Source organism: Teichococcus aerophilus (assembly GCF_014490485.1).
Classification (GTDB): Bacteria; Pseudomonadota; Alphaproteobacteria; order Acetobacterales; family Acetobacteraceae; genus Pseudoroseomonas; species Pseudoroseomonas aerophila.
On record NZ_JACTVA010000063.1, the window covers coordinates 1 to 22,449 of the forward strand.

17 protein-coding genes and 5 pseudogenes are annotated in these 22,449 nt (G+C 63.0%); 13 read left to right on the forward strand and 9 right to left on the reverse strand.

The genetic code is table 11. From position 1 onward, the window contains the following. The coding region (locus IBL26_RS22470; protein ID WP_206684289.1) for an MCP four helix bundle domain-containing protein at nucleotides 1-218 on the reverse strand (218 nt) is incomplete at its 3' end. Between the two features lie 186 nt (nucleotides 219-404). On the opposite strand from IBL26_RS22470, the pseudogene IBL26_RS22475 reads away from it, so the two are divergent. The 9 genes and pseudogenes from IBL26_RS22475 to IBL26_RS22495 form a co-directional block, all read left to right on the forward strand. Next, nucleotides 405-827 (forward strand): annotated as a pseudogene (locus IBL26_RS22475) (ATP-binding protein); the annotation flags it as partial. A 210-nt stretch (nucleotides 828-1,037) separates the two neighbouring features. Further along, nucleotides 1,038-3,506 (forward strand): sensor histidine kinase, encoded by a 2,469-nt coding sequence (locus IBL26_RS22480; RefSeq protein WP_187786758.1) that lies wholly within the window; start codon nucleotides 1,038-1,040, stop codon nucleotides 3,504-3,506. A 1,062-nt stretch (nucleotides 3,507-4,568) separates the two neighbouring features. Next, nucleotides 4,569-4,880, forward strand: coding sequence for a hypothetical protein (locus IBL26_RS25570; RefSeq protein WP_206684290.1), 312 nt, complete (start codon nucleotides 4,569-4,571; stop codon nucleotides 4,878-4,880). A gap of 17 nt (nucleotides 4,881-4,897) precedes the next feature. Further along, on the forward strand, nucleotides 4,898-5,035 hold the full coding sequence (locus IBL26_RS26245) for a hypothetical protein (protein WP_408901967.1): 138 nt from the start codon (nucleotides 4,898-4,900) through the stop codon (nucleotides 5,033-5,035). A gap of 50 nt (nucleotides 5,036-5,085) precedes the next feature. Next, nucleotides 5,086-5,163 (forward strand): annotated as a pseudogene (locus IBL26_RS26250) (hypothetical protein); the annotation flags it as partial. A gap of 71 nt (nucleotides 5,164-5,234) precedes the next feature. Beyond that, nucleotides 5,235-5,381: an IS66 family transposase zinc-finger binding domain-containing protein gene (locus IBL26_RS26255; RefSeq protein WP_408901968.1), complete on the forward strand. Its 147-nt coding sequence runs from the start codon at nucleotides 5,235-5,237 to the stop codon at nucleotides 5,379-5,381. An 84-nt stretch (nucleotides 5,382-5,465) separates the two neighbouring features. Beyond that, a pseudogene (gene tnpC / locus IBL26_RS26260) lies at nucleotides 5,466-6,283 on the forward strand (IS66 family transposase). A gap of 15 nt (nucleotides 6,284-6,298) precedes the next feature. Next, nucleotides 6,299-6,412, forward strand: a complete 114-nt coding sequence (locus IBL26_RS26265) for a transposase domain-containing protein (RefSeq protein ID WP_408901969.1) — start codon at nucleotides 6,299-6,301, stop codon at nucleotides 6,410-6,412. A gap of 69 nt (nucleotides 6,413-6,481) precedes the next feature. Further along, nucleotides 6,482-6,957, forward strand: a pseudogene (locus tag IBL26_RS22495) (transposase). A gap of 75 nt (nucleotides 6,958-7,032) precedes the next feature. On the opposite strand, the gene IBL26_RS22500 reads toward IBL26_RS22495, so the two are convergent. The 3 genes and pseudogenes from IBL26_RS22500 to IBL26_RS26185 form a co-directional block, all read right to left on the reverse strand. Then, nucleotides 7,033-7,872 carry a hypothetical protein gene (locus IBL26_RS22500; protein ID WP_187786760.1) on the reverse strand — a complete coding sequence of 280 codons (840 nt, stop codon included), beginning with the start codon at nucleotides 7,870-7,872 and terminating at the stop codon, nucleotides 7,033-7,035. A 708-nt stretch (nucleotides 7,873-8,580) separates the two neighbouring features. Then, nucleotides 8,581-8,811, reverse strand: a complete 231-nt coding sequence (locus IBL26_RS26180; protein WP_367615492.1) for a transposase — start codon at nucleotides 8,809-8,811, stop codon at nucleotides 8,581-8,583. A 33-nt stretch (nucleotides 8,812-8,844) separates the two neighbouring features. Continuing rightward, nucleotides 8,845-8,934 (reverse strand): annotated as a pseudogene (locus IBL26_RS26185) (hypothetical protein); the annotation flags it as partial. 336 nt (nucleotides 8,935-9,270) lie between these two features. Between IBL26_RS26185 and IBL26_RS22510 the strand changes: the two are divergent. Both IBL26_RS22510 and IBL26_RS22515 read left to right on the forward strand, forming a co-directional pair. Beyond that, nucleotides 9,271-11,022: a type I secretion system permease/ATPase gene (locus IBL26_RS22510; protein ID WP_241749696.1), complete on the forward strand. Its 1,752-nt coding sequence runs from the start codon at nucleotides 9,271-9,273 to the stop codon at nucleotides 11,020-11,022. An 11-nt stretch (nucleotides 11,023-11,033) separates the two neighbouring features. Further along, a complete protein-coding gene (locus tag IBL26_RS22515; protein ID WP_187786768.1) occupies nucleotides 11,034-12,392 on the forward strand; it encodes an HlyD family type I secretion periplasmic adaptor subunit in 1,359 nt (452 codons plus the stop codon). A 346-nt stretch (nucleotides 12,393-12,738) separates the two neighbouring features. On the opposite strand, the gene IBL26_RS22520 is transcribed toward IBL26_RS22515, so the two are convergent. The 4 genes from IBL26_RS22520 to IBL26_RS22535 form a co-directional block, all read right to left on the reverse strand. Beyond that, nucleotides 12,739-14,394, reverse strand: coding sequence for a type IV secretory system conjugative DNA transfer family protein (locus tag IBL26_RS22520; protein ID WP_187786763.1), 1,656 nt, complete (start codon nucleotides 14,392-14,394; stop codon nucleotides 12,739-12,741). Next, nucleotides 14,391-14,699 carry a conjugal transfer protein TraD gene (locus tag IBL26_RS22525; protein WP_367615493.1) on the reverse strand — a complete coding sequence of 103 codons (309 nt, stop codon included), beginning with the start codon at nucleotides 14,697-14,699 and terminating at the stop codon, nucleotides 14,391-14,393. Before IBL26_RS22525 ends, IBL26_RS22520 begins: the two co-directional genes overlap by 4 nt. A 7-nt stretch (nucleotides 14,700-14,706) precedes the next feature. Beyond that, a complete protein-coding gene (gene traD, locus IBL26_RS22530) occupies nucleotides 14,707-15,051 on the reverse strand; it encodes a conjugal transfer protein TraD (RefSeq protein WP_187786765.1) in 345 nt (114 codons plus the stop codon). Between the two features lie 160 nt (nucleotides 15,052-15,211). Then, a complete protein-coding gene (locus IBL26_RS22535; protein WP_187786766.1) occupies nucleotides 15,212-15,661 on the reverse strand; it encodes an SMI1/KNR4 family protein in 450 nt (149 codons plus the stop codon). Nucleotides 15,662-15,946: 285 nt separating this feature from the next. Here IBL26_RS22535 and traA point away from each other — a divergent pair, with 285 nt between their 5' ends. Next, nucleotides 15,947-19,234, forward strand: coding sequence for a Ti-type conjugative transfer relaxase TraA (traA, locus tag IBL26_RS22540; protein WP_206684291.1), 3,288 nt, complete (start codon nucleotides 15,947-15,949; stop codon nucleotides 19,232-19,234). Between the two features lie 694 nt (nucleotides 19,235-19,928). Here traA and IBL26_RS22545 read toward each other — a convergent pair. Continuing rightward, nucleotides 19,929-20,579, reverse strand: a complete 651-nt coding sequence (locus IBL26_RS22545) for a hypothetical protein (RefSeq protein WP_187786767.1) — start codon at nucleotides 20,577-20,579, stop codon at nucleotides 19,929-19,931. A gap of 1,673 nt (nucleotides 20,580-22,252) precedes the next feature. On the opposite strand from IBL26_RS22545, the gene IBL26_RS22550 reads away from it, so the two are divergent. After that, nucleotides 22,253-22,449 (forward strand): aldolase/citrate lyase family protein (locus IBL26_RS22550; protein WP_241749695.1); only part of this gene is annotated, 197 nt, incomplete at its 3' end.

A 22,449-nucleotide genomic window follows, 5' to 3' on the forward strand; every position in this document is an offset into this window, starting at 1 on the left:
GCCAGCAGCAGGAGCCCATCCGTGGAGCGGATCCGCTCAAGCTGTACGCCCATGACGGAAAGCCGCCGGATGTCGCTCACGTTGTCATTAATCGCGGACGTGGCCTGATTAAGCCGCTGGACTTCGATCAAAGCAAACACGCCCAGAGCTGCTCCAAAGCAAAGGACAACGGCAATGGCCGAGATCACCTTCGAGCGGATGCTGACGTTTTGAAGCATGGTGCGACATCCTTAATGCCCAAAAGGGCGAGCAGGTATGAGGATGTTTATGCATCATAGCCTTACCAGACGGTAAGCAAGACAGCAGGACAGAGCCTCACTTCGCCATGTGTCCTAAAGTAAGACCATCGCTCGTTCAGATGATCAAGGAGGGGATGCGATCACAACGGCAGCATTGCCCAGCCGCTGGTCGGCGGCACCGGCACGGGCAAGACGCATCTGGCCGTGGCCATCGCGCTGAGCTGCATCCGCCTGGGGCGGCGGGCCCGGTTCTACACCGTGATCGACTTGGTGAACCGCCTGGAAGCCGAGGCGCGTGCTGGCAAAACCGGCCGCCTGGCCGAGCAGCTGACGCGTCTCGACCTCGTGGTGCTGGACAAGCTCGGCTACCTGCCGTTCGCCCAGTCAGGCGGCCAGCTGCTGTTTCACCTGATCAGCCGTCTGTACGAGCAGACCTCGATCCTGGTCACCACCAACCTGCTGTTCGCGGAATGGCCGACGGTGTTCAACGACGCCAAGATGACCACCGCGCTGCTCGATCGCCTGACGCACCACTGCGACATCATCGAGACCGGCAACGCCAGCTGGCGATTCAGGAACCGCAACTAGCGCCATCACCACGCTGTAGACGGGGTCATTTTTGCACGCCGATCCGGGGTCAATTTTGGACGCTGATTGACAGAGGGGAAACAAGGTGCGCCCCCATGCCGCTCAAAGCGATTTTGCGCAACTTTTTATATACGTAGATAAATATCCCCTTTGGAAATTAATTAAAGCTCGCTATTCTTTTAGAGAATGGCGCGCCCCGGGGATCCTTTCTTGCTTCCAACTTTCAAGAATTTTCAAGGGAAGCCTCCTCATTCACGTCGCAGCCGTGCGCTCAAGAACCATCTGGCCGCTATCGTTTTCGTGACCCTCATTCCAACACTCTGCGTAGGTGCAGCAGGTGCTTGGTTAGCCATCGCCAACTATCAGCGGGCCTATGATGCGCGCCTGCGCGATGGAGCAAAGGGTGTGGCATTACTTATCAACCGTGAAATTGCGAACCACTTATCTACGTTGGTGACCCTCGCTGCCTCCCCTTCTCTTGATGGGGGGGCCGATGGCGACCTGGGTCCGTTCAACGTGCACGCTCGTAGGGCGGCCGAAGCCGTTAATTCAACGGTAGCTCTAATCGATAGCGATCTCTATGTTCGGCTGAGCACAGACGGTAGCCAGCAGAATAATGCTCGGACCTCTACCGCAGCGGAGGCGGCTCGTAACGCTTTTGAGAACCGCCAGCCATGGATCAGTAATTTAGTAATCGGCGCTATATCAAGACGGCCAATCATTGTGGTTACAGTGCCGGTGGTCCGATCTGGCAAAGTTATTGCAGTATTGGGGACTCGGATTAACCCGGAAAGATTATCAGCCCTTCTCGCTACTCAGAATTTATCCGGCGATGCTGTCGCAACCGTTATTGACGGTCATAACATCATTGTTGGAAGATCCACTGAAGCGGGGCAATTCGTCGGCAAGGTAGCTCCAAGCTGGTACCGGGACGTAACCACGCGTCGTCGCGAAGGTCTTGCATCCGGCCGAATTATCACTGGCATTTCGGTTAAACTGGCGTTCCAGCAAGTTTCCGGCACACCCAACTGGACAGTGACGGTGCTTGAACCGATCACGGCTTATCGTGCAAGTTGGATGTTTCCAGCGGCGACGCTTGCTTTAGGCGGCGCCGGCGCACTCATCGTCGCCTTGGCATTCGCCATGTGGCTAGGCAGGCAGATTCTTGACCCCATAGATTCGCTCAGGCAGCAAGCCGAAGCTGCATCGCAGACAAACAGAGCTGCCCAGATCCACCTCATGCTGCCGCACACTCGCTATGTCGGCGTGACAGAATTTGAGGAATTGCAGCTCGCCATAAGCTCTGCGAGTCAGAACCTGGCCATGAGCGAGCGGCGACACCGCGCGCTCGCTGAAATCGGTGCCACTGCTCTTTGGAGAGCACGACCAGATGGGAGCATGCTCGAAAGTCGCGGATGGGAATTGCTGACAGGCCAAACGCCGGAGCAGCTTCGGGGATCTGGATGGCTACACGCAATACACGAAGACGATGTGCCATCAACTTTGCAGATTTGGCAGCAAGCTTTGTCGGAGAAGTCGGCTGTTGCCGCCGAATATCGCATTAGAACGCATGATGGTCAGTGGCTCTGGCACCGTGCTCGAGGGGTGCCGATTCTTGATGACCATGGCGAAGTTGGAGAGTGGTTCGGCGTTGTCTTCAACATCCATGGCCGCAAGACAGCTGAGGCAGAGTTAGCTGCAAGTGAGGCTCGGATGCGAGCTTTGGTCGATACCGCTCCCGACGCAATCGTTGTTATGGATATCCGAGGGATAGTGCACTCGTTCAACCAGGGTGCCGAGAGTGTCTTTGGGCATCTTGCTGCAGAGGTCATTGGCAAGAATATCTCCATGTTGATGCCAAGCCATCACGCGGAGCGGCACGATAGTCATCTCGAGCGCTACGCATTGACGGGAACGCCCCACATTGTTGGGGCTATTTCTAAGGTTGACGGTCTTACCAAGGACGGACGGGTGATTCCTCTTGAAGCATCGATTGGTGAATGGAGAGATTCCGCTGGGATGCGCTTCTTTACTGGCGTTCTTCGTGATATTACCGAACGTCGTGCGGCTGAAGAACGCCAAACAATGCTCGCTAAAGAGGTCGATCATCGCGCCAAGAATGCGCTCACCGTTGTCCAATCAGTTCTTCGCCTCACAAAGGGCGCAAGCGTGAAAGAGTATGTCTCCGCTGTCGAGGCCCGCGTATCAGCCCTTGCACGAGCGCATTCCCTTCTTGCACAGGAGGGGTGGACGGCAACGGATCTTCGAGTGGTTGCCGAGCGCGAGTTGGAAGCGCATATGCGTATCCAAGATTCCAATCTATCTATCGAGCTTGATGGCCCTCCCTGTAAACTTGGGCCTCTATCTGTTCAGCCGATTGCAATGGTCCTGCATGAGCTAGCGACCAATGCGACTAAGCATGGGGCACTTTCGTCACCATTCGGCAAAGTCAGGCTCAGCTGGCGCATTCATGGCATGGCTGACGAACTGGAGTTCTCATGGGACGAATATGGAGGTCCAGCAGTTTCGCCTCCTACGCGGAAGGGTTTCGGATCCCGCGTCGTAGAGGCGACTATTACAGGTCAGCTTGGCGGGACCATAAGCTGGAAATGGCAAGCGGAGGGCTTGCGCTGCCAATTTTCAATACCTCGCAGCAGGGCTAAGCTAATTCTTAGTTAGAGAACCGAGCAGCATCTGCGTATGTGGCTGGAGCGGAATGCAGCCACTGGACCGGCTGGCGTGCATCATCAGTACGCCCCAGCGCCCCACGGCACCCGCCTGCTGGTGCATCAGCCCGTCCAGCAAATCCGTTCAGTCGGCCAGGCTCTTGCAGGTGAGATGGGTGATCGGCACGTCGGCGCGCTCCGTCTCCCGCTCGATCTTCGCCTCCACCAGCATCAGCCAGGCGCCGAGCAGCGCCGCTCGGTCGTGCGCGCCGATATCGTCCTAGACCGCCAGAGGAAAAGCACACGGCAGCCTTACTGCCGTCAGCCACGATCAGGATCGCCCAGTTCGTATCGCCGCCGGAGGCGCGGTCGTAGCCGCTGGTCAGGTAGCGCCCGCGTGTCTCTCGTAGCGGAGTGACGACATTGCCTTTGTCCATCAAGAAGCTGCGAATGGCAGGGTCAGGAGCCGCTGCCTCGACCGCCGCACGCACGAGCGGATGCTGGAAGAATGATACGCCTCGCACTGCATCGAAGGGATACTGCCGGCATACGTCGACACCGGCGGAGGTGATTGTGCGAGGGCTGGTGTGGCGCTGAGCGCGGTGGCAAGCGCTACAAAGGGCAAACCCTTCCGAAGGGATAGCGACAGGGCTGAGGGCACACGGCAGGATCCATGAGAGGCGGCGCAACTCAACCATGAGATGCAAGCCGCGACGATAGCCCAGGCCCAGAGATGCAAAAGTGCCGGTGCCGTGAGCGACAGCTGCAGCATCGGTTCATATACGAATATAGGTCCCATTGAACGACCTGGGTACTCGACGCCTTTGATAGCTATGCCGAGCATTGGCCGCCTTCGGGAAAGGAGATGCTTCGGCCTCAACCGAAGCTTGGGCTTGGAGAGCCAGGGCAGAACGAGCCGAGCCACATATCGTATCGTGCTATGACCACACTGAACTCAGTCCCACCACTTCCGTCACGGCGAGACGAGGTATCGATACTGCCTGTCCGCTATGCCGAGTTGGCACGGGAGGGACGCTGGGCGCAGTTTCTCCTTTGGCTGGTCGACCGTCAGCACTTGCTCGAGGTGGACACCCGGCTGCTCGGCGACGTCGGCCTGACACGGGACGATGTGCGGCGTGGGACACTGTTCCGCTCCATTACGTCGCGCCCGGCTGCGTTGGCGTCTGTGGGACACAGAATGGCCTTAGTGCTGATCTCGAAGCAACTGGAGGGCGGAGCATTTCGCCGGCCGTCCATCATTGACGGCGCGGCACGGCTGATGCCGCTGGAGTTCGCCGCGCTGTTCGACGACATCGACGGGACGCTGGTGCAGAGCACGAAACGGATTCCCGCACCGGGGCGTGCCTGCGTAGACTCGCTGACGTGATGGATGCTGCGGATAACATGCCGAGCCTGCCGGTGGTTCCCGCAGCACTGCGGGCGCTGCTGCTGGCAACGCTGGAGCAGCGTGACGCCACCATGGCGGAGCGCGACGGGCGGGCGGCGCGGAACAAGCAGCTGCACCATCTGCGGCTGAGCTGAAGCGGCGGCAGTTCGGGCAGGAGTCGGAGCGGCTACCGGAAGACCAGCTGCTGTTCGCGTTCGAGGAGATCAAGGCCACGCTGGCGCCCAGCGAGGCTGAGGCGGGTCAGCACTCGAAGGCGCTGCGGGAACACCAGGCAAAGCGCCGCCGCGGCAACCGTGGCCAGCTGCCTGCGCACTTGCGCCGCGCATCGAGCAGGTGCTGCTGCCCGAGCGGGAGACCTGCCCCTGTTGTGATGGCCTGCTGGTGGAGATCGGTGCCGACAGCGCCGAGCGGCTTGATGTGCTGCCGGCGCAGTTTCGGGTGCTGGTGACCAAGCGCCCCAAATTGGCCTGCCGCGCCTGACCTGGCGTGGTGCTGCAGGCGCCCGCTACAGAGCGGCTGGTGCCGGGTGGGCTGCCGACCGAGGCGACCGTCGCCCAGGTGCTGGTGGCCCGCTATGCCGGCCATCTGCCGCTGTACCGCCAGGCACAGTTGCTGGCGCGACAAGGCCGGATGCTGGGCGCGAGGTGCTAGCCGTGGCTAGGCATCGCCGCCCAGGAGATCCGGCCGGTAGTGCGGCACCTGCGCGAGATTCGGCTCGCCTCGCCTTGGCTGTTCGCCGACGAGACCACCTTGCCGGTGCTCGGTCCGGGACGTGGGAAGGTGGAGAAGGCGTATGCCTGCGCGCTGGCGCGTGACGACCGACCCTGGGGTGGCTCGGATCCACCGGCCGTGGTGTTCCGCTACGCACTGGCCGCGGGCAGGAGCATGCCAGAGCGCTGCTGGCAGGCTACCGCGGTATCGTCCAGTGCGACGGCTACGCCGCCTACAAGGCACTGGCCGGGGTGGTGACGCTGGCGTCCTGCTGGGCGCAAGTCCGGCGTGGATTTTACGACCTGGTCAAAGTCGGCGCGTCGCCGATCGCCGCCGAGGTCCTGCAAAGGATCGCTGCTCTCTATGCCATCGAGGCTGAGATCCGCGGCCGTTCGTCCGCGGAGCGCTTGGCGATGCGCCAGGTCCGTAGTCGGCCGCTGGTGGCGAAGCTGTTCAGCTGGCTCGAAATCCAGCTCGGGCGTCTGCCGCGGAGCAGTCCGACAGCGGAGGCGACCCGCTACGCGCTGAACCACCGGACGGGGCTGGAGCGGCTCCTCGACGACGGCCGCATCGAAGCCGATACCAACGTCGTGGAGCGGGCAATCCGCCCTATTTGCCTCAGCCGCAAGAACGCCCTGATCGCCAGCGGCGACGATGGTGGCGCGCGCTGAGCTGCCATCGCCTCGCTGGCGGAGACCTGCAAGCTGAACGGCGTCGATCCGCAGCGCAACTTCACCGATCTGCTCACCCGGCTCGTGAATGGCTGGCCCAACAGCCGCATCGACGAAATCATGCCATAGTGATGGGCCAGAGCCGGTCAGCAAACGTCAAGCGCCGCCGAATAGGGTCTCTAGGCAGCGCTTACGGCGCTGGTCGCGCCCTACCTGACGCTGCTGCCTGAGGCGGCCGGGCAGCGCGAGCACAGCCTGCGCGAGGCGTTGAATGGCCTGCGCTACGTGATCAAGACCGGCGCACCCTAGCGCTGGACGCCGAACGACCTGCCGCCTTGGGCAGTCTATCAGCAGGCGCGGCGCTGGCTGGCGGCAGGCTGCCTCATAGCCCTGGCCGAGGATCTGACCAGGGCTACACCGGCGCGCGGGCTGCCGAGGCTGCCAGAGCTGCCAAGGCGCACAGCATCGAACTGGAGGTCGTGAAGTTGCCGGAGGCCAAGCGCGGCTTCGTGCTGCTACCGCGGCGCTGGGTCGTCGAGCGGCCGTTTGTCTGGGCCAACCGCTTTCGGCGGCTGGTGAAGGACTACGAGCACTACGCCACTATTCTTGCTGATCTCCATCTCTTCGCCTGTCTCATGCTCAAGCAAGCCGCTCAACTGGCCGCAAGTCCATAACAGTTTCTGTCATTATCGGGAGCGGGGAACTGCCATGCTCTCTTCTCAGAGTTGGCATTCCCATTGCTAAGGTGCCTACTGCGCCAGATGCTTCCGTAGGAAAGTCCTCAATGAGGAGCTGTCGGTCATGATATCCCGTATGGCTTCACGCTCTAAGGGAATGGGCAAGTTCAGCGCTCGGGCAAGAGCGCAGAATGTGCCGATGGCTTCGTCTGTCGAAGCGGCATGGGAAGCCAGAGCCCGTTCGGCGCCGAGCTCGATCTGATCCCACCGCTTCTCCGGACTATCGTACGCTGCACGCAAAACCTGTCGGATAAATCGCGTGCCAGGGCCGGGACCGTTGAAAAAGCGAGGATCTTCATACCGAATCGCAGAACAGAGTTTATGGTCGTCGCGCTGTAAGATTTCATGCAGCAGTCGCTGGTCGCAATGCACCTGATACCACTCGGATGCGTCACGTAGTTCTTCGGCACTGATCGCCATTGCACGATCCTTCCAGGAACGAACGACTTCTCGGGTATCCGGATGGGCACAGTTGGCAAAAAAGACGCCGTCGTTAACGTCCCAGACACCGCCTTCTCCTCCAGGAGTGAAGACAAATGACGTATCCGGCAGACCCTCAAAATAGCTTCGCAGATCGTAGGTCGCATCTTGGACCCAAGCATCTGCATCCAGATGGACGTACCAGCCTTCGAAGCCAAGCTCGATCAAATTGGCGAGCATGTAGATGCGGTTGTAGCAAGCCTGCCAAGGATGAAAACCTCGGATAATACCATAATAACAGATATAGTTAATACTATGGGCAATGCAGTATGCGCGACTAACGCGTGAAGTTACCCGAAGCATTGTGTAGTAGTTCACTGAATCGGCTGACTGCGCCATGATAATATCGCCGTCGGGTTTGACTAGATGCATAAATATTGTCCCTAAATACTATGTTTTACATCATGAAATTGAGAAATTATCGAATTCTTATGTGGGTTCAAGCCAGCTCGAGAGCCTTGATTGAGAGCACACCACAGCCAGGACCTTCACGCTAGATCCAGGCTTCGTCGATTCGGATTTGTACTGAGCACATGAGGCAGATGGTAGAGAAAGTGTAGCACTACCTGAGCACTTTATGATGACGTAATAGGAACCTGCGTTGGCAGCGCGAACATCGGGCTGGCGTGGCCAATTGGCCGAACGGCCGGTCGACAATGGCGCATCGTACGATGGGCGGGCTCGGCATTGGGGTCCGCATGTTTCCCCTGGCTCGTCCGGCGGTGCTCGACGAGGCGGAGGTTCTGCAGCTAGGCGCAGGCGATGCACGTTATCAGCACATGTTGTCGCAGGCCGGTCCAGGAGCGGCCCTCGGAGTGCCCGAGACCGAGTTCTTGCTTCAGCTGCTGATGCGCCTGCTCGCGCACTCAGCGTCCCTTGATGGCAGCCGCCTGCGCTCGCAGCAGCGTGTTGGCAGGCAGGTTCCTGAGATAGTATGTCCGCCCTCCGCCTGTCCGTCACTCGCCAGCCAGCCAGGCTACATCGCCCAGCAGGTGCCAGTTGTTGCCCCGCACCGCACCGTCGCTCGGCCGGATACGTATCGCGAAACCAAGCCGCCAACGCACCCTTGCTGCCCTGCCGCTAGGCAATGCGGCGCCAGCTCTGCGTGGCCAAGACTTCTCTGCCTCCAGCGGTTCCTCGCTCAGTACGGCTTTCGCCCGCGCCCCGCGTCGCCACCAGCCTCACACCAGCGCTGTAGACCTTTTGGTTGCGCGGGATTTCCACCGCTAGGTGCAGTCCCCGGGCCTCCAGGCCCTGGACGAACGCCGTACTGGCGCCGTAGGCTGCCGAAACCCGACCGGAACACGTCACCCTGCGCCAGAGTGCGTGAGACCGACGACTGGCATTCCCCTTCTTGCCGAGCAGTCCGCAGCAAGGCAGCGCAACACCCACCGACATCATGCTCTTCTTGGGCAACCCCGTATCATCGATTACCAGCCAGGCGGTTGGGCCGCCGGCCAGCCGTTCGGCCTACTTCGCCAGCATGGACCAAAGCGGCGCGTCGTTCCACGCGGTGCTAGCGATGAAGTGCCGCTGCCTCCGCAGCAGATAGGCTAATGATCAGGCGCTGACAGACGCTGGCGGTGACACGGGGTGCGGCGTCTGGGTTGGCAAGGAAGCTCGACCGGATGGATAGAAGCGCGTCTATCAGCAAATTTTTAAGTAAGGTTTGAAATAATAGGTGAGGTTGGCAAAAGGACGGCCCGATATGTTGATCCACAACAGATGTTTCCTTTCCTCCATTCTAGTATTTTCCGGTAGGAAGGTATGATGCATCGGGAGGGGATCGTCGGGCCTCGCGAAGCCTCACTCCTGTCACGTGCAATAGCGTCTTGTAGGAAAGATTTTCTTGCTGTTGGACTGTTCAGCGGCGCCGTAAACCTATTGCAGCTGACAGTCTCGATCTACATGATGCAAGTGTTCGATCGCGTGCTGGCTACTCGCAGCGTAGATACACTTTTGTTCCTGACGTTGATTGCCTTGGGTGCAATCATGTTGCTGGCAGTTCTCGAGACCGTTCGCAGCCAGGTGATGCAGCGTGTTGCCCTCTGGATTGAAGCCCGGGTTGCTCCGGAAGGGTTCAAGCGAGCATTGGAGGCAAAGCTACGCGGTCAACCTTACTGCATGGAAGCACTAAGAGACCTAGCTGTGTACCGGTCTTGGGTAAGTTCATCCGGTGCGTTGGCCGTCTACGACGTACCTTGGATACCTATCTATCTGGCTGCAGTTTTCATGCTTCATCCAGTATTGGGCTTCATTGCTACGATAGGTGCTGGGGCCCTGTTCGGGCTAACGCTGCTGAACGAGATTTCGACGTCATCGCTGCTAAGGCAAGCCAGTACGGTGGCGCAGACTACGCAACGACGAGCAGATGCAATCGTGCGTAACGCCGAAGTCATCGATAGCATGGGGATGGTCAACGCCGTCATGCGCCGATGGCAAGAAAGCATCGAAAAAAACACCAAACTGCAGCATAAGGCTTCCAACCGTGCCGCTATCGTTCTCTCGGCCACAAAGTTTTTTCGCTTAGCTGTGCAACTGGCAGTTCTTGGTTGTGGTGCATATCTAGCGTTGCGCCAGGATCTAACGTCAGGCGCCTCCATGGCCGCTTCTATGATTATGGGCCGTGCGCTTGCGCCCGTTGAGCAACTAATCGGCGGCTGGAAGGGCTTAGTGCAAAGCCAGCAGGCTTTGAAGCGCTTGCAGGCTTTCCTATCCTTGTCAAGGATCCGCCCACCTGGACTAGTGCTACCAGACCCCAAGGGCCGAATCAGTTTTGATCGTGTGACCTACAATATTTCAGGCCAAGCAGAACCGATTATCAAGGGCATCACCTTTGCGTTGGAGCCAGGTGAAAGCCTAGCAATCGTTGGACCCTCTGCCGCTGGAAAGACCACGTTGATCCGGATGCTGATCGGCACCCTTCCGACAGCTACAGGTCATGTTAGGCTAGATGGTGCTGACGTTTTCACTTGGAAACGCGAGGATTTTGGTCGACATGTCGGATACCTGCCGCAAGATATCGAGATCTTCGACGGTAGTGTGTACCTAAACATTGCGCGAATGGCCGATGCAAAACCTAACGACGTTTTTGCTGCCGCCAAAATGGCCGGCTGTCACGAGATGATCCTTCGGCTTCCACAAGGTTATGACACTGAGATCGGTGAGGGCGGCAAGCATCTTTCCGGAGGGCAGCAGCAGTTAATCGGGCTGGCACGGGCGATGTACGGTGCTCCCAAGCTCGTCGTGTTAGATGAGCCTAACTCCAACCTTGATGGCGATGCCGAGGCAACGCTACAAGCGGCTGTAGAATCACTAAAAGTTCGGGGCGCTACAGTTGTCCTGGTGTCGCATCGACCCGCTCTGGTGCAAGTCGTTGATAAGGTGCTCGTCCTGCGGGACGGCAGCATTGATTTATTCGGTCCGCGAACCGAGGTATTACGACAACTCACTGTTTCGGCTCGGCCAACCTCGCCGCCTGCACAAGCTGCCAAGTTTCAGATGCAGGGAATAGTTACGTGATCGATCGGGATATGCCGAGACCTCGATCTGTTTCATGGCCATTCCGAGCGACGTCGCATTCTTGTACCGCCAGTGGTCCTCTGGATGACCAAAAGACGACTGGCGGTGTCATCTGCTTTGGGATCGTTGCCTTGGTCATCTTCTTCGGAGGTCTGTCGGCATGGTCAACCATGGGTCCGCCGACAGAGGCAGCCATTGCTGTTGGACAAATCCGTAGCGAGGGCAAGCGCCGGATTATACAGCATTTTGAGGGAGGCATCGTGCGAGATATCCTCGCGCGGGATGGCGACCTAGTAAAAGCTGGTCAAGTTCTGATGCGCTTAGATAATGCGCAGTCTGAAGCTGATCTTGAGGTGCTTCGCGGGCAGCGCTGGGCGCTATTAGCGCAATCCGCCCGCTTGCGTGCCGAAGCAGATGTAGCTCAGAATATCGGGCTTGCGCAACTTTCTCACTTATCTGCCGATCTGAGGGATATTGAAGCAGTAGACGGGCAGCAAGTGCTGTTTGGTGCGCGGCTCGCGAGTCTGATGAGCCAGCTTCAGATTCTAACGGATCGTATCGCTCAACATGAGGCAGCCTTAGCTTCAGCGAGAGCCCAAATTCATAGCCAGAAGCGTCAGTTAGAACTGCTCCGCCGGGAGGAAAGGGACGTACGTAACTTAGTCGCCCAAGGCTTGGAACGCGTCACGCGTTTGCTCGAACTGCAGCGTAACAGCGCCTCAGTAGAAGGGAACTTACAGAATCTAATTGGACAAGCAGAACGCGCTATAGCTTCTGTACAAGAAGCTCGAAGCCAGATTCAGCAAGTTCGCAATCAGCGGCAAGCTGATGTAGCGGCCGAGGCACGCGACGTATGGGCTCGGCTTAATGAAATCGACGATAGGCTTCGGGCTGCACAAGATATTGCAAGGCGCCGCGAGGTCATTTCACCGGAAGATGGAACGGTCATTGCAAGCCGCTTCTTTAATGTTGGAGCTGTGGTAAGGCCCGGTGAGCAGGTTATGGATCTTGTGCCTACACATGATCGGCTGGTGGTCGAAGTGCAGCTTTCGCCCAACGACGTCGACATAGTACGCCCGGGACTTCAAGCAGAGATACGACTGCCGGGCTTCAAACGACGCCTTTTACAGTTCCTGGATGGCAGAGTTATCAGTGTTGCGAATGACGTCACAGTTGATGAGAGAAGCCGCAATGCTTATTACCAAGTTCAAGTAGAAATTGTTGAAAATCAATTCGTACCTCTTCGGGGTATCGATCTCCGGCCGGGCATGCCGGCAGAAATTCAAATCAAGACAGGGAGCCGTAGCCTCTTCCGATATCTGGCTCAGCCTATGGTCGACAGCTTCCATCAGGTATTTCGAAGGAATTAAGACAAGGCCCATTAATTTTGTGAGCCCCAGATCGCCGAGCAGATGGGGCGCTTGAGAAATTCATTCGGGCGAAAGGCCGCATTCCGATATTCCGCCATTCTAACGTCATCCCTCGATATCAAATCTCCCTGTTTTGTGAGACTAGACGGATTGGACTTTCTGTCTGGTGAGGCCCCGGGCCAGCCAAGGCCAGCAACGCGAAGCGCCCGGAACCGCGAGGTTTCGGGCGCGGCCGGAGCGGCGATGCGGGTGGTGCGCCGTTGCCGCCGGAGGGTTGAAGGGTATCGCCAGGCCCGTGCTGTGCCTTGGGACGGGCCTGGCTGTTCAGGACCAGGGCCTGCCTGGTTCAGGGGTCGAACAGGCCGGCGAATTCCGGGTCCTGGTAGTGGCGGAGCTTGTCGGCGAGGACAGGGCGCTGGCCGGGGCGGAGGAGGATCTGCTGGTCGTGGGGCAGGCGCATGGCCTCGTCAGGGGTCAGCAGGGGGCGCCCGCCGAGTTGGGTGCTGCTGCTGTGACTGGCGGAGCCGTGGCCCTGGGGGTTGTCCGAGGCGGTGACGGAACTGCCGTGGGTCTGGAAGGCGACCGTGCGGTCACCCAGCACCCGGGAAAGCCACTGGGCAGTCTCCAGGTCGGCCGGGGCAGAGATCTGGATCAGGCCGGCATTGGCGAGGAAGGTGCTGGCGGAAGCACCATAGGCGGCGCGCAGCTGGGCGAGATCCTGCAGGATCGGCCAGAGCTGCAGGCCGAGGCCGGCCATCAGCCCGGAGGCCTGCAGCACCGGCTCAAGGCGGCCGAGAGCGGCGAACTCGTCGAGCAGCAGCAGCACGGGCGGGGTGCCGGGGCGCTGCGGGGTGCGGGCGAGTTGCTGGATGCTTTGGGCGATCAGCAGGCGGAGCCAGCGGGAATAAGCACTCAGCCGGTCGGGTGGCAGGACCAGGAAGACCGTGGCGCTGCCGTGGCGCAGGTCGTCCCACTGGAAGTCAGCGCGGCTCAGGGCGGCGGCGAGGCGCGGACTGTCGAGCAGGTGGGTGTGGCGCTGGGCGGCGGAGAGTACGCCGGCGGCTTCGCGGTCGGCCTTGCCGAGTTGGCGCGCGGCGGCGCGGGAGACCAGCCCGCCCGCGGCCCTGGTATCGGCCAGCAGGGCGCGCAGCAGGGCCTGCCAGTCGTCGGGCGGCAGGGTGAGCAGGCGGCGAAGTTCCGGCAGGCCACGGCGGCGCGGGGCTCCGCGGCAGGCGAGATGCAGCAGCAGGCCGGCAATCAGTGCCCTGGCCTCCTCGTTCCAGTGTGCCTCGGAGACCTGACCGGGCGGGTCGAACACCAGCGCCTCGGCGAGCGTCATGGCCTCGTCGGCGAGGTCGGGCGAGGCGGGGTCGAGCAGGGCGGCCGGATCGAAGGCGCTGGCGGGCTGGCCGGAGACGCCGAAGGGATCGAGCACATGCACTGGCCCGAAGCGCCGCCGGGCGCGGGCACTGATACGGGCATTCTCACCCTTGGGATCGATACAGAGGATCGGGCGGTCGGCCAGCAGCAGGTTGGGCAGCACAGTGCCGACGCCCTTGCCGGAGCGGGTGGGAGCGACGGTCAGCAGATGCGCGGGCCCGGTATGGCGGAGCAGACCACCGCGGCGACCGGGAGCGCGGCCGACGGAGAGGGCGGCACGGTCGCTGGCCAATGCCGGGGCGGCGAGGCCGCGGCGCAGCTGCCGGGGCGAGGCCCAGGCGGCGGAGCCGTGCGAGGCACCGGCGCTGCCGCGACCGGAGGAGAAGCCCGTCAGCGCGAGCCCGAGGCCGGCGAGGCCACCGAGCAGCAGGCCGATCACAGCGTGGCTCGGATGCGGCGGCTCCAGCAGGATCGCGGCGTCCCAGAGCAGGGCGAGGAGGCCGCCGAGGATGGCCCCTGATCCGGCGGTGCGGGCGCAGGCCCAGAGCCAGCCGATCAGGGCGAAGGGCAAGGCGATGAGGGCGATGGCGAGACGCCAGGCACCCAGCAGCACGGCGGTCATGGAAGGCCGCCCTCCCTGGTGCCGTCCGCCGCCTCGCGTCCGGCGTGAAAGGCACGCAGCCCGGCATGGCGCCAACGCGCGCGGAGCTGAGCCGGCGTGGTGCCGTCCGCGTCACCGTCACGCAGCCGCCCCGCCAGTTCCAGGAGGGCACCCAGCAGGGTGGCGCGGTCGTCGTCGGTGAGGTCGATCAGGCCGGCCTTGGAGAGCAGGCCGCCGAGCTCGATGAGATGGCGGGTGCGCTCGCGGCGGGCGAGGGCCCAGTCGCGGGTCTCGGTGCGGGCCCGGGCGGCCTCGGCGCGGGCGATGGCCTGGCTACTCCGCAGCCGGGCGCGCCGCGTCCTCCGCATCGCGGCGCGCAGCGCGGGGAGCCGCTGGCGTGGCTTTGGTTCCACCGGAACCATGGGTGCCGGCGCGCTCGCGACGAAAGAAGGCTTCGCCCCGCTGACGCCAGCTCTCAGCGGCCTGCGGGTTTCCTTTGGCCTGCTCGAGACCGTGCAGAAGCAGGCCGGCGAGCGCGTCGGGATCGAGGCTGTCGGCGGCGCCGGTGGCCAGCAGCAGTTCGCCGAGCTCGGCTTTCTGGCGGGTTCTGAGGAGCTTTGCCTTGTCCTGAAGGGCGCGCAGCTCAGCGTCGATATCGCGGGGGCGGCGTGGTGCCATGGGGCGATCTCCCTGTGCATCCCGGCGGCGTGCGATCCCGTATCGCTCCGCGTTGTATCCGGGCTCCCAGCGCCTGCCTGCCACAGCGTGCCGGTCGGGTGGCCTCACGATGCAGTGGGAACGCGGTCGCAACGGCTGGTGGCGGACCGTGCCGCGTCCGCTACATGCCGGTCTCGAGCATCGCCATAAAGGCATCGAAGTCGGGGGCGACCGGGAAGATCCCGTCCTCGCCGGCGTGCTCGTGGTCGATGAAGACGACGGCAGGATCACCGGGCCGGGTCCGGGTGTCGAAGGCCCAGACATTGCCGCCGGTATCATCGGCGAAGGGCAGCAGGCCGGCGGGGTAGCGGTTCTGGATCTGCCGAAAGCGGGTTTCGACGCAGTAGCTGGCGTTGGCCGCGTCGAGCAATCCGGGCGGCACCACCAGCAGCAGGATCAGCGTGGCAAATTGCGGGTCGGCGACGACTTCCTCGTTGAGGCCCTCACCCTGATGCTGGCAGGCGAGGTCCCAGTAGCGGTCGGGCAGGGGGCTGCCGAGCAGGGCCTCAAGTCGCTGGCGATGCGCATCGGTGATGTCGGGCAGTACGGCCCGCAGGTAGGGTTCCCACATCAATGATCTCCGTTCGTGGCGACAACGCCGGCAGCATGCGGCCGCGCCCGGACGATGTCAGGGAGGTACCGTGCGGGGTCACGCGGCTTTGCCCGCATCCATTTGGAGCACGGTGAATGAGGCGAGGATTGGGGAGGCTGAGGGTCAATCCATGCCACCCGTCATGCCCGGAGCAAAGCGGAGAAATGCGCGCTTATACGTCGCCACGGCGACGTCGCGGAAAGGTGAGTCGGGAGGGCCTCGCGAAGGGTTCTCATGACGGCGGCGATTTCGCAGTCTCGCGGCATGGCGATCTATCACCTCTCCGCCCAGGTGATCTCGCGCGGATCCGGCCGTTCGGTCGTGGCGGCGGCGGCCTATCGCGCGGCCTCGCGGCTGGAGGATGCCCGGACCGGCGTGTCGCACGATTTCACCGCCAAGGCTGGCGTCGTGTATGCGGCAGTGCTGCTGCCGGAGGGCGCGCCCGCGGCCTGGGCCGATCGCGCGGTGCTGTGGAACGCGGTGGAGGCGGGGGAACGCCGCAAGGACGCGCAGTTGGCGCGTGAGGTGGAGTTCGCGCTGCCGCGGGAGCTGTCGCAGGCGGAGGGTCTCGCGCTGGCGCGGGACTTCGTGCGCGAGCAGTTCGTGGCGCACGGCATGGTGGCCGATCTTTGCGTGCACAGCCCGATCGGCGAGGACGGCGAGACGAAGCCGCACGCGCATGTGCTGCTGACGATGCGGCAGGCCGGACCGGCGGGGTTCGGTGCGAAGCAGCGGGCGTGGAACAGCACGGCGCTGCTGGAAGGCTGGCGTGCGCGCTGGGCGGAGCTGGCGAACGAGCGGCTGGTCCGCCTCGGTCATGATGTGCGGATCGACCACCGCAGCCTGGCGGCGCAGGGCATTCCGCTGGAGCCGCAGCACAAGATCGGGCCGGCGGGGATGCGGCGGGCGGAACGCGGCGAGGCCGCCGAACGCCGTGCGGAGCACGACGCGATCGCGCGCAGGAACGGCGCGCGGCTGCTGGCCGAGCCGGAGCGGGCGCTGGACATCCTCACACGACAGCAGAGTACCTTCACGCGGCAGGATCTGGCGCGGCTGATCTCCCGGCATTCGGCGGGGGCGGCGCAGTTCGCGCAGGTGATGGCCAGGGTGGAGGCCTCGCCGGAGCGGGTGCGGCTGGGGCAGGACGGCCGGGGCCGGGACCGGTTCACCACCCGGGCGATGCTGGAGACGGAGCGCAGGCTGGAGCGGGACGCGCTGCATCTCGCGGGCACCGCCGGACACACGGTAGGGCGGTCCGGGCAGCGGGCCGCCACGGACGAGGCACGGCGCGCCGGGATCGTCCTCTCCGGCGAGCAGGACGCCGCGCTGGAGCGGGTTCTGGCGGCTCAGGATCTGGTGGCGGTGGTGGGAACGGCGGGTGCCGGCAAGAGCACGCTGCTGGCCTCGGCGCGGGCGGCCTGGGCACGGGAGGGGCTGACGGTGCGCGGCGCGGCGCTGTCAGGGATCGCGGCGGAGAATCTGGAGCAGGGATCGGCCATTCCCAGCCGGACGATCGCCAGCCTGGAGCATGCCTGGGAGCGGGGGCGGGACAGCCTGACGTCGCGGGACGTGCTGGTGGTGGACGAGGCGGGGCTGGTGGGATCGCGCCAGCTGGGACGGGTGCTGGCCCGGGTCCGGGACGCTGGTGCCAAGGTGGTGCTGGTGGGAGATGCGGAGCAGTTGCAGGCGATCGAGGCCGGGGCGGCGTTCCGAGCGGTCGTCGAGCGCGTCGGCGCGGCCGAGGTGACGGAAGTCCGGCGGCAGCGCGCGGACTGGCAGCGCGCGGCGACGGGCGAGCTGGCGACGGGGCGGACGGCAGTGGCGCTGGCGCGCTACGCGGCGGCCGGGATGCTGCGGGAGCACGTCAGCGCGAACGCGGCGCGGAGTGCGCTGGTGGCGGAGTGGATGGCGGCGCAGAGGCCGGGCACAGCGACCACAAGTCAGGTCATGCTGGCGCATACCCGGGCAGACGTGGCGGCGCTCAACGCCCGGGCGCGGGCGGCGCTGCGGGAGGCGGGCATGTTGACGGGGCCGGACCGCCAGCTGGAGACGGCCGGCGGGTCCCGGGATTTTGCGGCGGGCGAGCGGGTGATGTTCCTGCGCAATGAGCGGTCGCTCGGCGTGAAGAACGGCACGCTGGGCACGCTGGTGCGGATCGAGGGCGGGGTGGCGAACGGGAGCGACGCGCGCCTGCTGGTGCGGCTCGACGGGAAGGACGGGGTCGGGTCGGGCCGTGCGGTGACCGTCCCGCTGCGCGACTATGCCGAGCTGACGCATGGCTATGCCTCGACAGTACACAAGGCGCAGGGCGTGACGGTGGACCGGGCGCATGTGCTGGCGACGCCGGGGATGGACCGGCACATGGCCTATGTGGCGCTGACGCGGCACCGGGACGGGGTGGCGGTGCACTGGAGCCGGGAGGAACACATCTCCCGCGAGCATCTCATCCGGGCGCTGTCACGCGAGCGGGCCAAGGATACCGCGCTCGATTATGGCGGGGTGGCAGACACGGACAGGGTGAGGCGCGCCACCCGTCCGAGCCGGGAGCAGGCGCGGGATCAGGCGGCGGCGGCGTACGCCACGCGGCGGGGGCTGCGGCCGCTGGTGCCCGGGAGCGGGATCGTGGTGGCGCGGGCGGCACCGCCCCGGCAACGGGACAGCGCGCCGAGCCGGGCGGACGAACAGCCCCGGCCCTTGCTGGCAGCGCATCGCGATCCGCAAGGCCGGGACAGCCTGGGACGGGGCACGACGCCGGCGGAGGTGGCGGCCGTGGTACAGCAGGAATTGCGCGTCCGGCGAGAGGTGCTGGACCGGCGCGACTGGCTGATCACGGCGTACCGCGATCCGGACAAGGCGGAGGAGACACTGGCGGCGCTGCTGCGCGACACGGGAGGTGACCTGCAGACGGCGGCGCGGCGGCTGCGGGAGGCGGGGCCGGCGGCGCTGGGGCGGCTGCGCGGGTCGGGCGGGTTGCTCGCGTTCTCCGAGGCGAAGGCGGAGCGGGTGGCGGCGCTGGGCGCGGCAGGGCAGGTGCCGTCCAGCCTGCTAAGGGAGGCGGAGCAGCGTGAGCGGGCCGGGACGGCCTATCTCGCCGAGGTGGCGGCGCAGCGGCAACGGGATGCGGTGGAGGTACCGGGGCTGAGCCCTCAGGCCTGGGCGGCGCTGGAGGCGGTGGAGCAGGAGGAAGAGCGGCAGAAGGCCGGGCGGGCATATTGGCCTCGCTTGGCGGCACCCCGGTCTGAACAGAGCCCGGCGGTCGCGGAAGCCTGGCAGCGCGAGGTGCTGCAGCGGCCGGCGGTCCACGCCGAGCTGCGGGCGGTGACGGCGGCGGCCGAGCAGCGGCTGGGCCGGGAGGGTGCCCGGAAGGCCGCCCAGGGTCAGGAGGCGGAGATGCCCGACGGGCGGCCGCGGCCCCGCGAGGGACTGGCGGCGATCGGCCGGGTGACGTCGGTGTCGCGGGACGCGGAGCGGGCGGTGTCGGAGCACGAGCGGCAGAGGACAGCCGAGCGGCAGCGCCTTGGGATCAGCCGCGGGCAGGGCATGGGCATGTAGGGGCGGGGAGAGCAGCGCAGATCGTCAGCTCTCCCCAGGCCGGCTTACTTCGTTCAATGCCCAAGCACCCACTCCCACTGCCGGTGCTGATAGTCGTAACGCCAATGCGCCCGGACCCAATGAGTTTTACCCAGGGGCCTAAGGGTCTGCATGTTCTGCAACCGGTCCGGCGGCTTCGGGGGCCGAGGCGGATTAGAGAGGCGAGGAGGTCACATCGTATGGGTTTCCTGATCAGCTGAGGGTGTATTCGCGCCAGGGAATGGCCGTGAGCGGCACTCTTGCGAGGAAGCGCGAGATGTCGGCGCGACCACAGTAAGTCGGCCGTCCTCGATGGTCCTGCGCCATGAGGGTGACCGGCATGCCCGGGAAACCGTGCCGGATGCTAAAGCCATTGAGGAGATGATCGTGGTTACGTCTGCGGTGCTCCTGCCGATCCTGCAAGCATGCTGGTCCGTCGAATCCAGCCGCCAGCGGCTGCCCTAAAATCCGGCGCGGGGGCAATGCAATGTCACCTCTATGGAAGTTCGGGACCTTTGCGGTCGGCAGATCATCACAACCGAGCTACCGGAGGTGGTACTGAGGCTATTCCTGGACTTACCTTCAACGGTGCTGCGCGAACTTCCGCAAGCCTGCCTTCTGTGCGATCCAAGAAGAAGAAAGGAGGGGATCGATTTCCCTGCTTTCCATGACCAGATCACGCGAGATGAGAACCGTGAGTGCGGGGTTCATGCGCCGGGCATTCCATCCAAGCTTGCCGGTGAGATCCGCAACTGCCCGCGTGCTCTCCGCCTTCGATCAGTGCTGCCGCGACCAAGCGCGCATCAGCGACAGGGTCGCCGATGCCAAAGGCCGGGTCGAAAACTTGAAAGAATCCGGGCTTAGGCACCAACTCGTGGATGCCAATTTTTCCCATTCCAAGGCTTTGACGGCGGTAGACCAACCCATCGCGCTCGAGTTCATCAACGGCCTCGGCAATCTCATCGTCCGGCACATTAACGCGCTCACGTACCTTTTCCGCACTGAATGCGGGATCATTCTGGCGACCGTGGGAGGAGCACTCTGCGAACGACCGAGCGAGAGTGATGGCATGATGCGAATACCGCGATAACACACGCAACTGGGCTGGTGACCGAGCCTCCGCAATCATCGGAGAAGCGGTCTGCGGCGCCGGATGAGGTGCGGCGGCAGGACAAGATGAGATCATGCCTTCGGCAAGTTTCTCGCCGAGAGCAACGAACTCGACTAGAAGCGCCTCCGTCATCAAAATTCTATGACCGACAGAGACTCGAAATGTCGCCACTCTTAGGAACATAATCTGCGTCGACGATACCTTGCGCATGGGCAAGGAGGTGTCGTTGCTGATATCCCCGGCGGAGACGCCGCATCTCGTCCGGAGCCAGGAAATTTCCGAAGTCTTTGCCGATAGCGCCGAACCAGAGCTGACTCGCATTATTAAGGGCTGAAAAACATTACGAGGGGCCGGGGTCGTGCCGGGGAGCGTTTCCGATAGCCGCTCGCCGAATTATCGCCGACAGCAAAAATATGCATACCACTTTCGATACGCGCTGTGGCGACGACACGTTCGACTGAAACCTCTGCAATAACCGGATGAGCAGTGGCGCACGCCGATAAGTGACTATGAAGGCAGATACAGAAAGGAATTCGGACATTGGCCGTCTTTCGGGCGTGGAGCCGCAATGCCGCCTATCTGCGGGCGAGCGAGCTTCTGCCAGAGTGTGCAATATTCAGCTCCGCACGCTTCCTCGCTGGCCGACGATTCCGTATGTCAGCCGAGTCTCAAGCGGGGATCGTAAGACTTATGGATTGCAGATCGACTTCTGTTGAACAGAAGTCGCTAGGACCTGCATCAAGAGTTGCACGGGCCGTGCCTCCTTCGGTAGTCGACTTGCGTCGAGCGCCGCAACCGGCTGGTGAGACAAACCGTGGAGGAAAACGGGATGAACGTGAAGAAAATGTGGGCCGATCTTAGGAAAATTTGGCGCGAGACTATAACTAATTCGATTTTACACTAAGAGGGAGCGAACCATCGGAGCAAACCATGCTTCCATGGCGCCTAAGCTTAGCTCTACATCTTTGAAAGATGCGTCCCTTGGTGGCACAGCAGAGATTACGCTCTGCGACACCTGATACGGAGCATCCTTCAGACTTCCGCACGATCTGGGGCTTCTCCATACGAGAGACGGTCGATTATCTCCACTGGTTACCTTGGGAGTATGTTCAGTTTGAGCCAGCGCCGAGCCGCGTCAGGTTGGAGTTACGCAGGATCCGGAACATGACAGTTGCTTTCTGAGCCGTAATCTCCGCCGGAGCGCCGCCCGCTCTATCGCTAGCGACCAAATTCGAAAGCGATGCCGTCACAGCGAGAATGCAGGCGGATGCATCAAGCGCTCCGCTAGTGTCTACTCAACGCGTTGGGTAAGGCGGATTCTAATCCCCGTCTTCGGCGAATTGTCGTTGGGCAGCGATACGAACCGCTGGGCCTCGACGGGTGCCCGCGCTTGGTCCAGCTTCTGTGCCTTGTCCTGGATCGCCGCAGCGCTGTCCATCGAGCTGCCCCGACACCGACGAAGGCAGGTCGTCGCCGCACTGCTGTGTGTAGGGCCTGCATGATCGTACCAAGCCGGGGGAGCTGCTGTGGATCTCTTCGGCTCTGATGCCTCGAGGGCACTGCTGCTGACTTGTGGGACGCCGATCTCACGCCAGCCGCATGACGCATAATTAACGTTATGTAAATACTGCCCATTTGGCTGATAGCCCGCACCGCCCTCGCAGGTTGATAGCGATGATCTCCACGGTACGGCGTTGGAACATGTTGAAAGAATTGCCGGAGGGCCGGTTCCAGCTCACCCCGGCATCCAGCAGCGTATAGGCATCCTGCCCGACGGTACTGGCCTCGTCATACCAGGTGCGGCCAATATGGTGACGCCGGCATGGGGCGCGAGGTCACCTAGCGTGCCCGGCAGCGCGATGGTGTAGCCGATCTCGGCCTTGGCGGTGATGGCGGGGCTTAGGCGCTCCGGCCTGTTCGTACCGGTCAACGTCGAGCGCTTCCTGGCCAAGGCCAGCGAACGCGGCGCCGACGCCACCCAGCTGGACCTGGAAGACAGCATCGCCCCTGCCGACAAGCCCGATGCCCGCCGCAAGGTGGAAGCCGCCGTAGCCCGGCTGCGGCGGGAAGGCCGCTCCGACGTGCT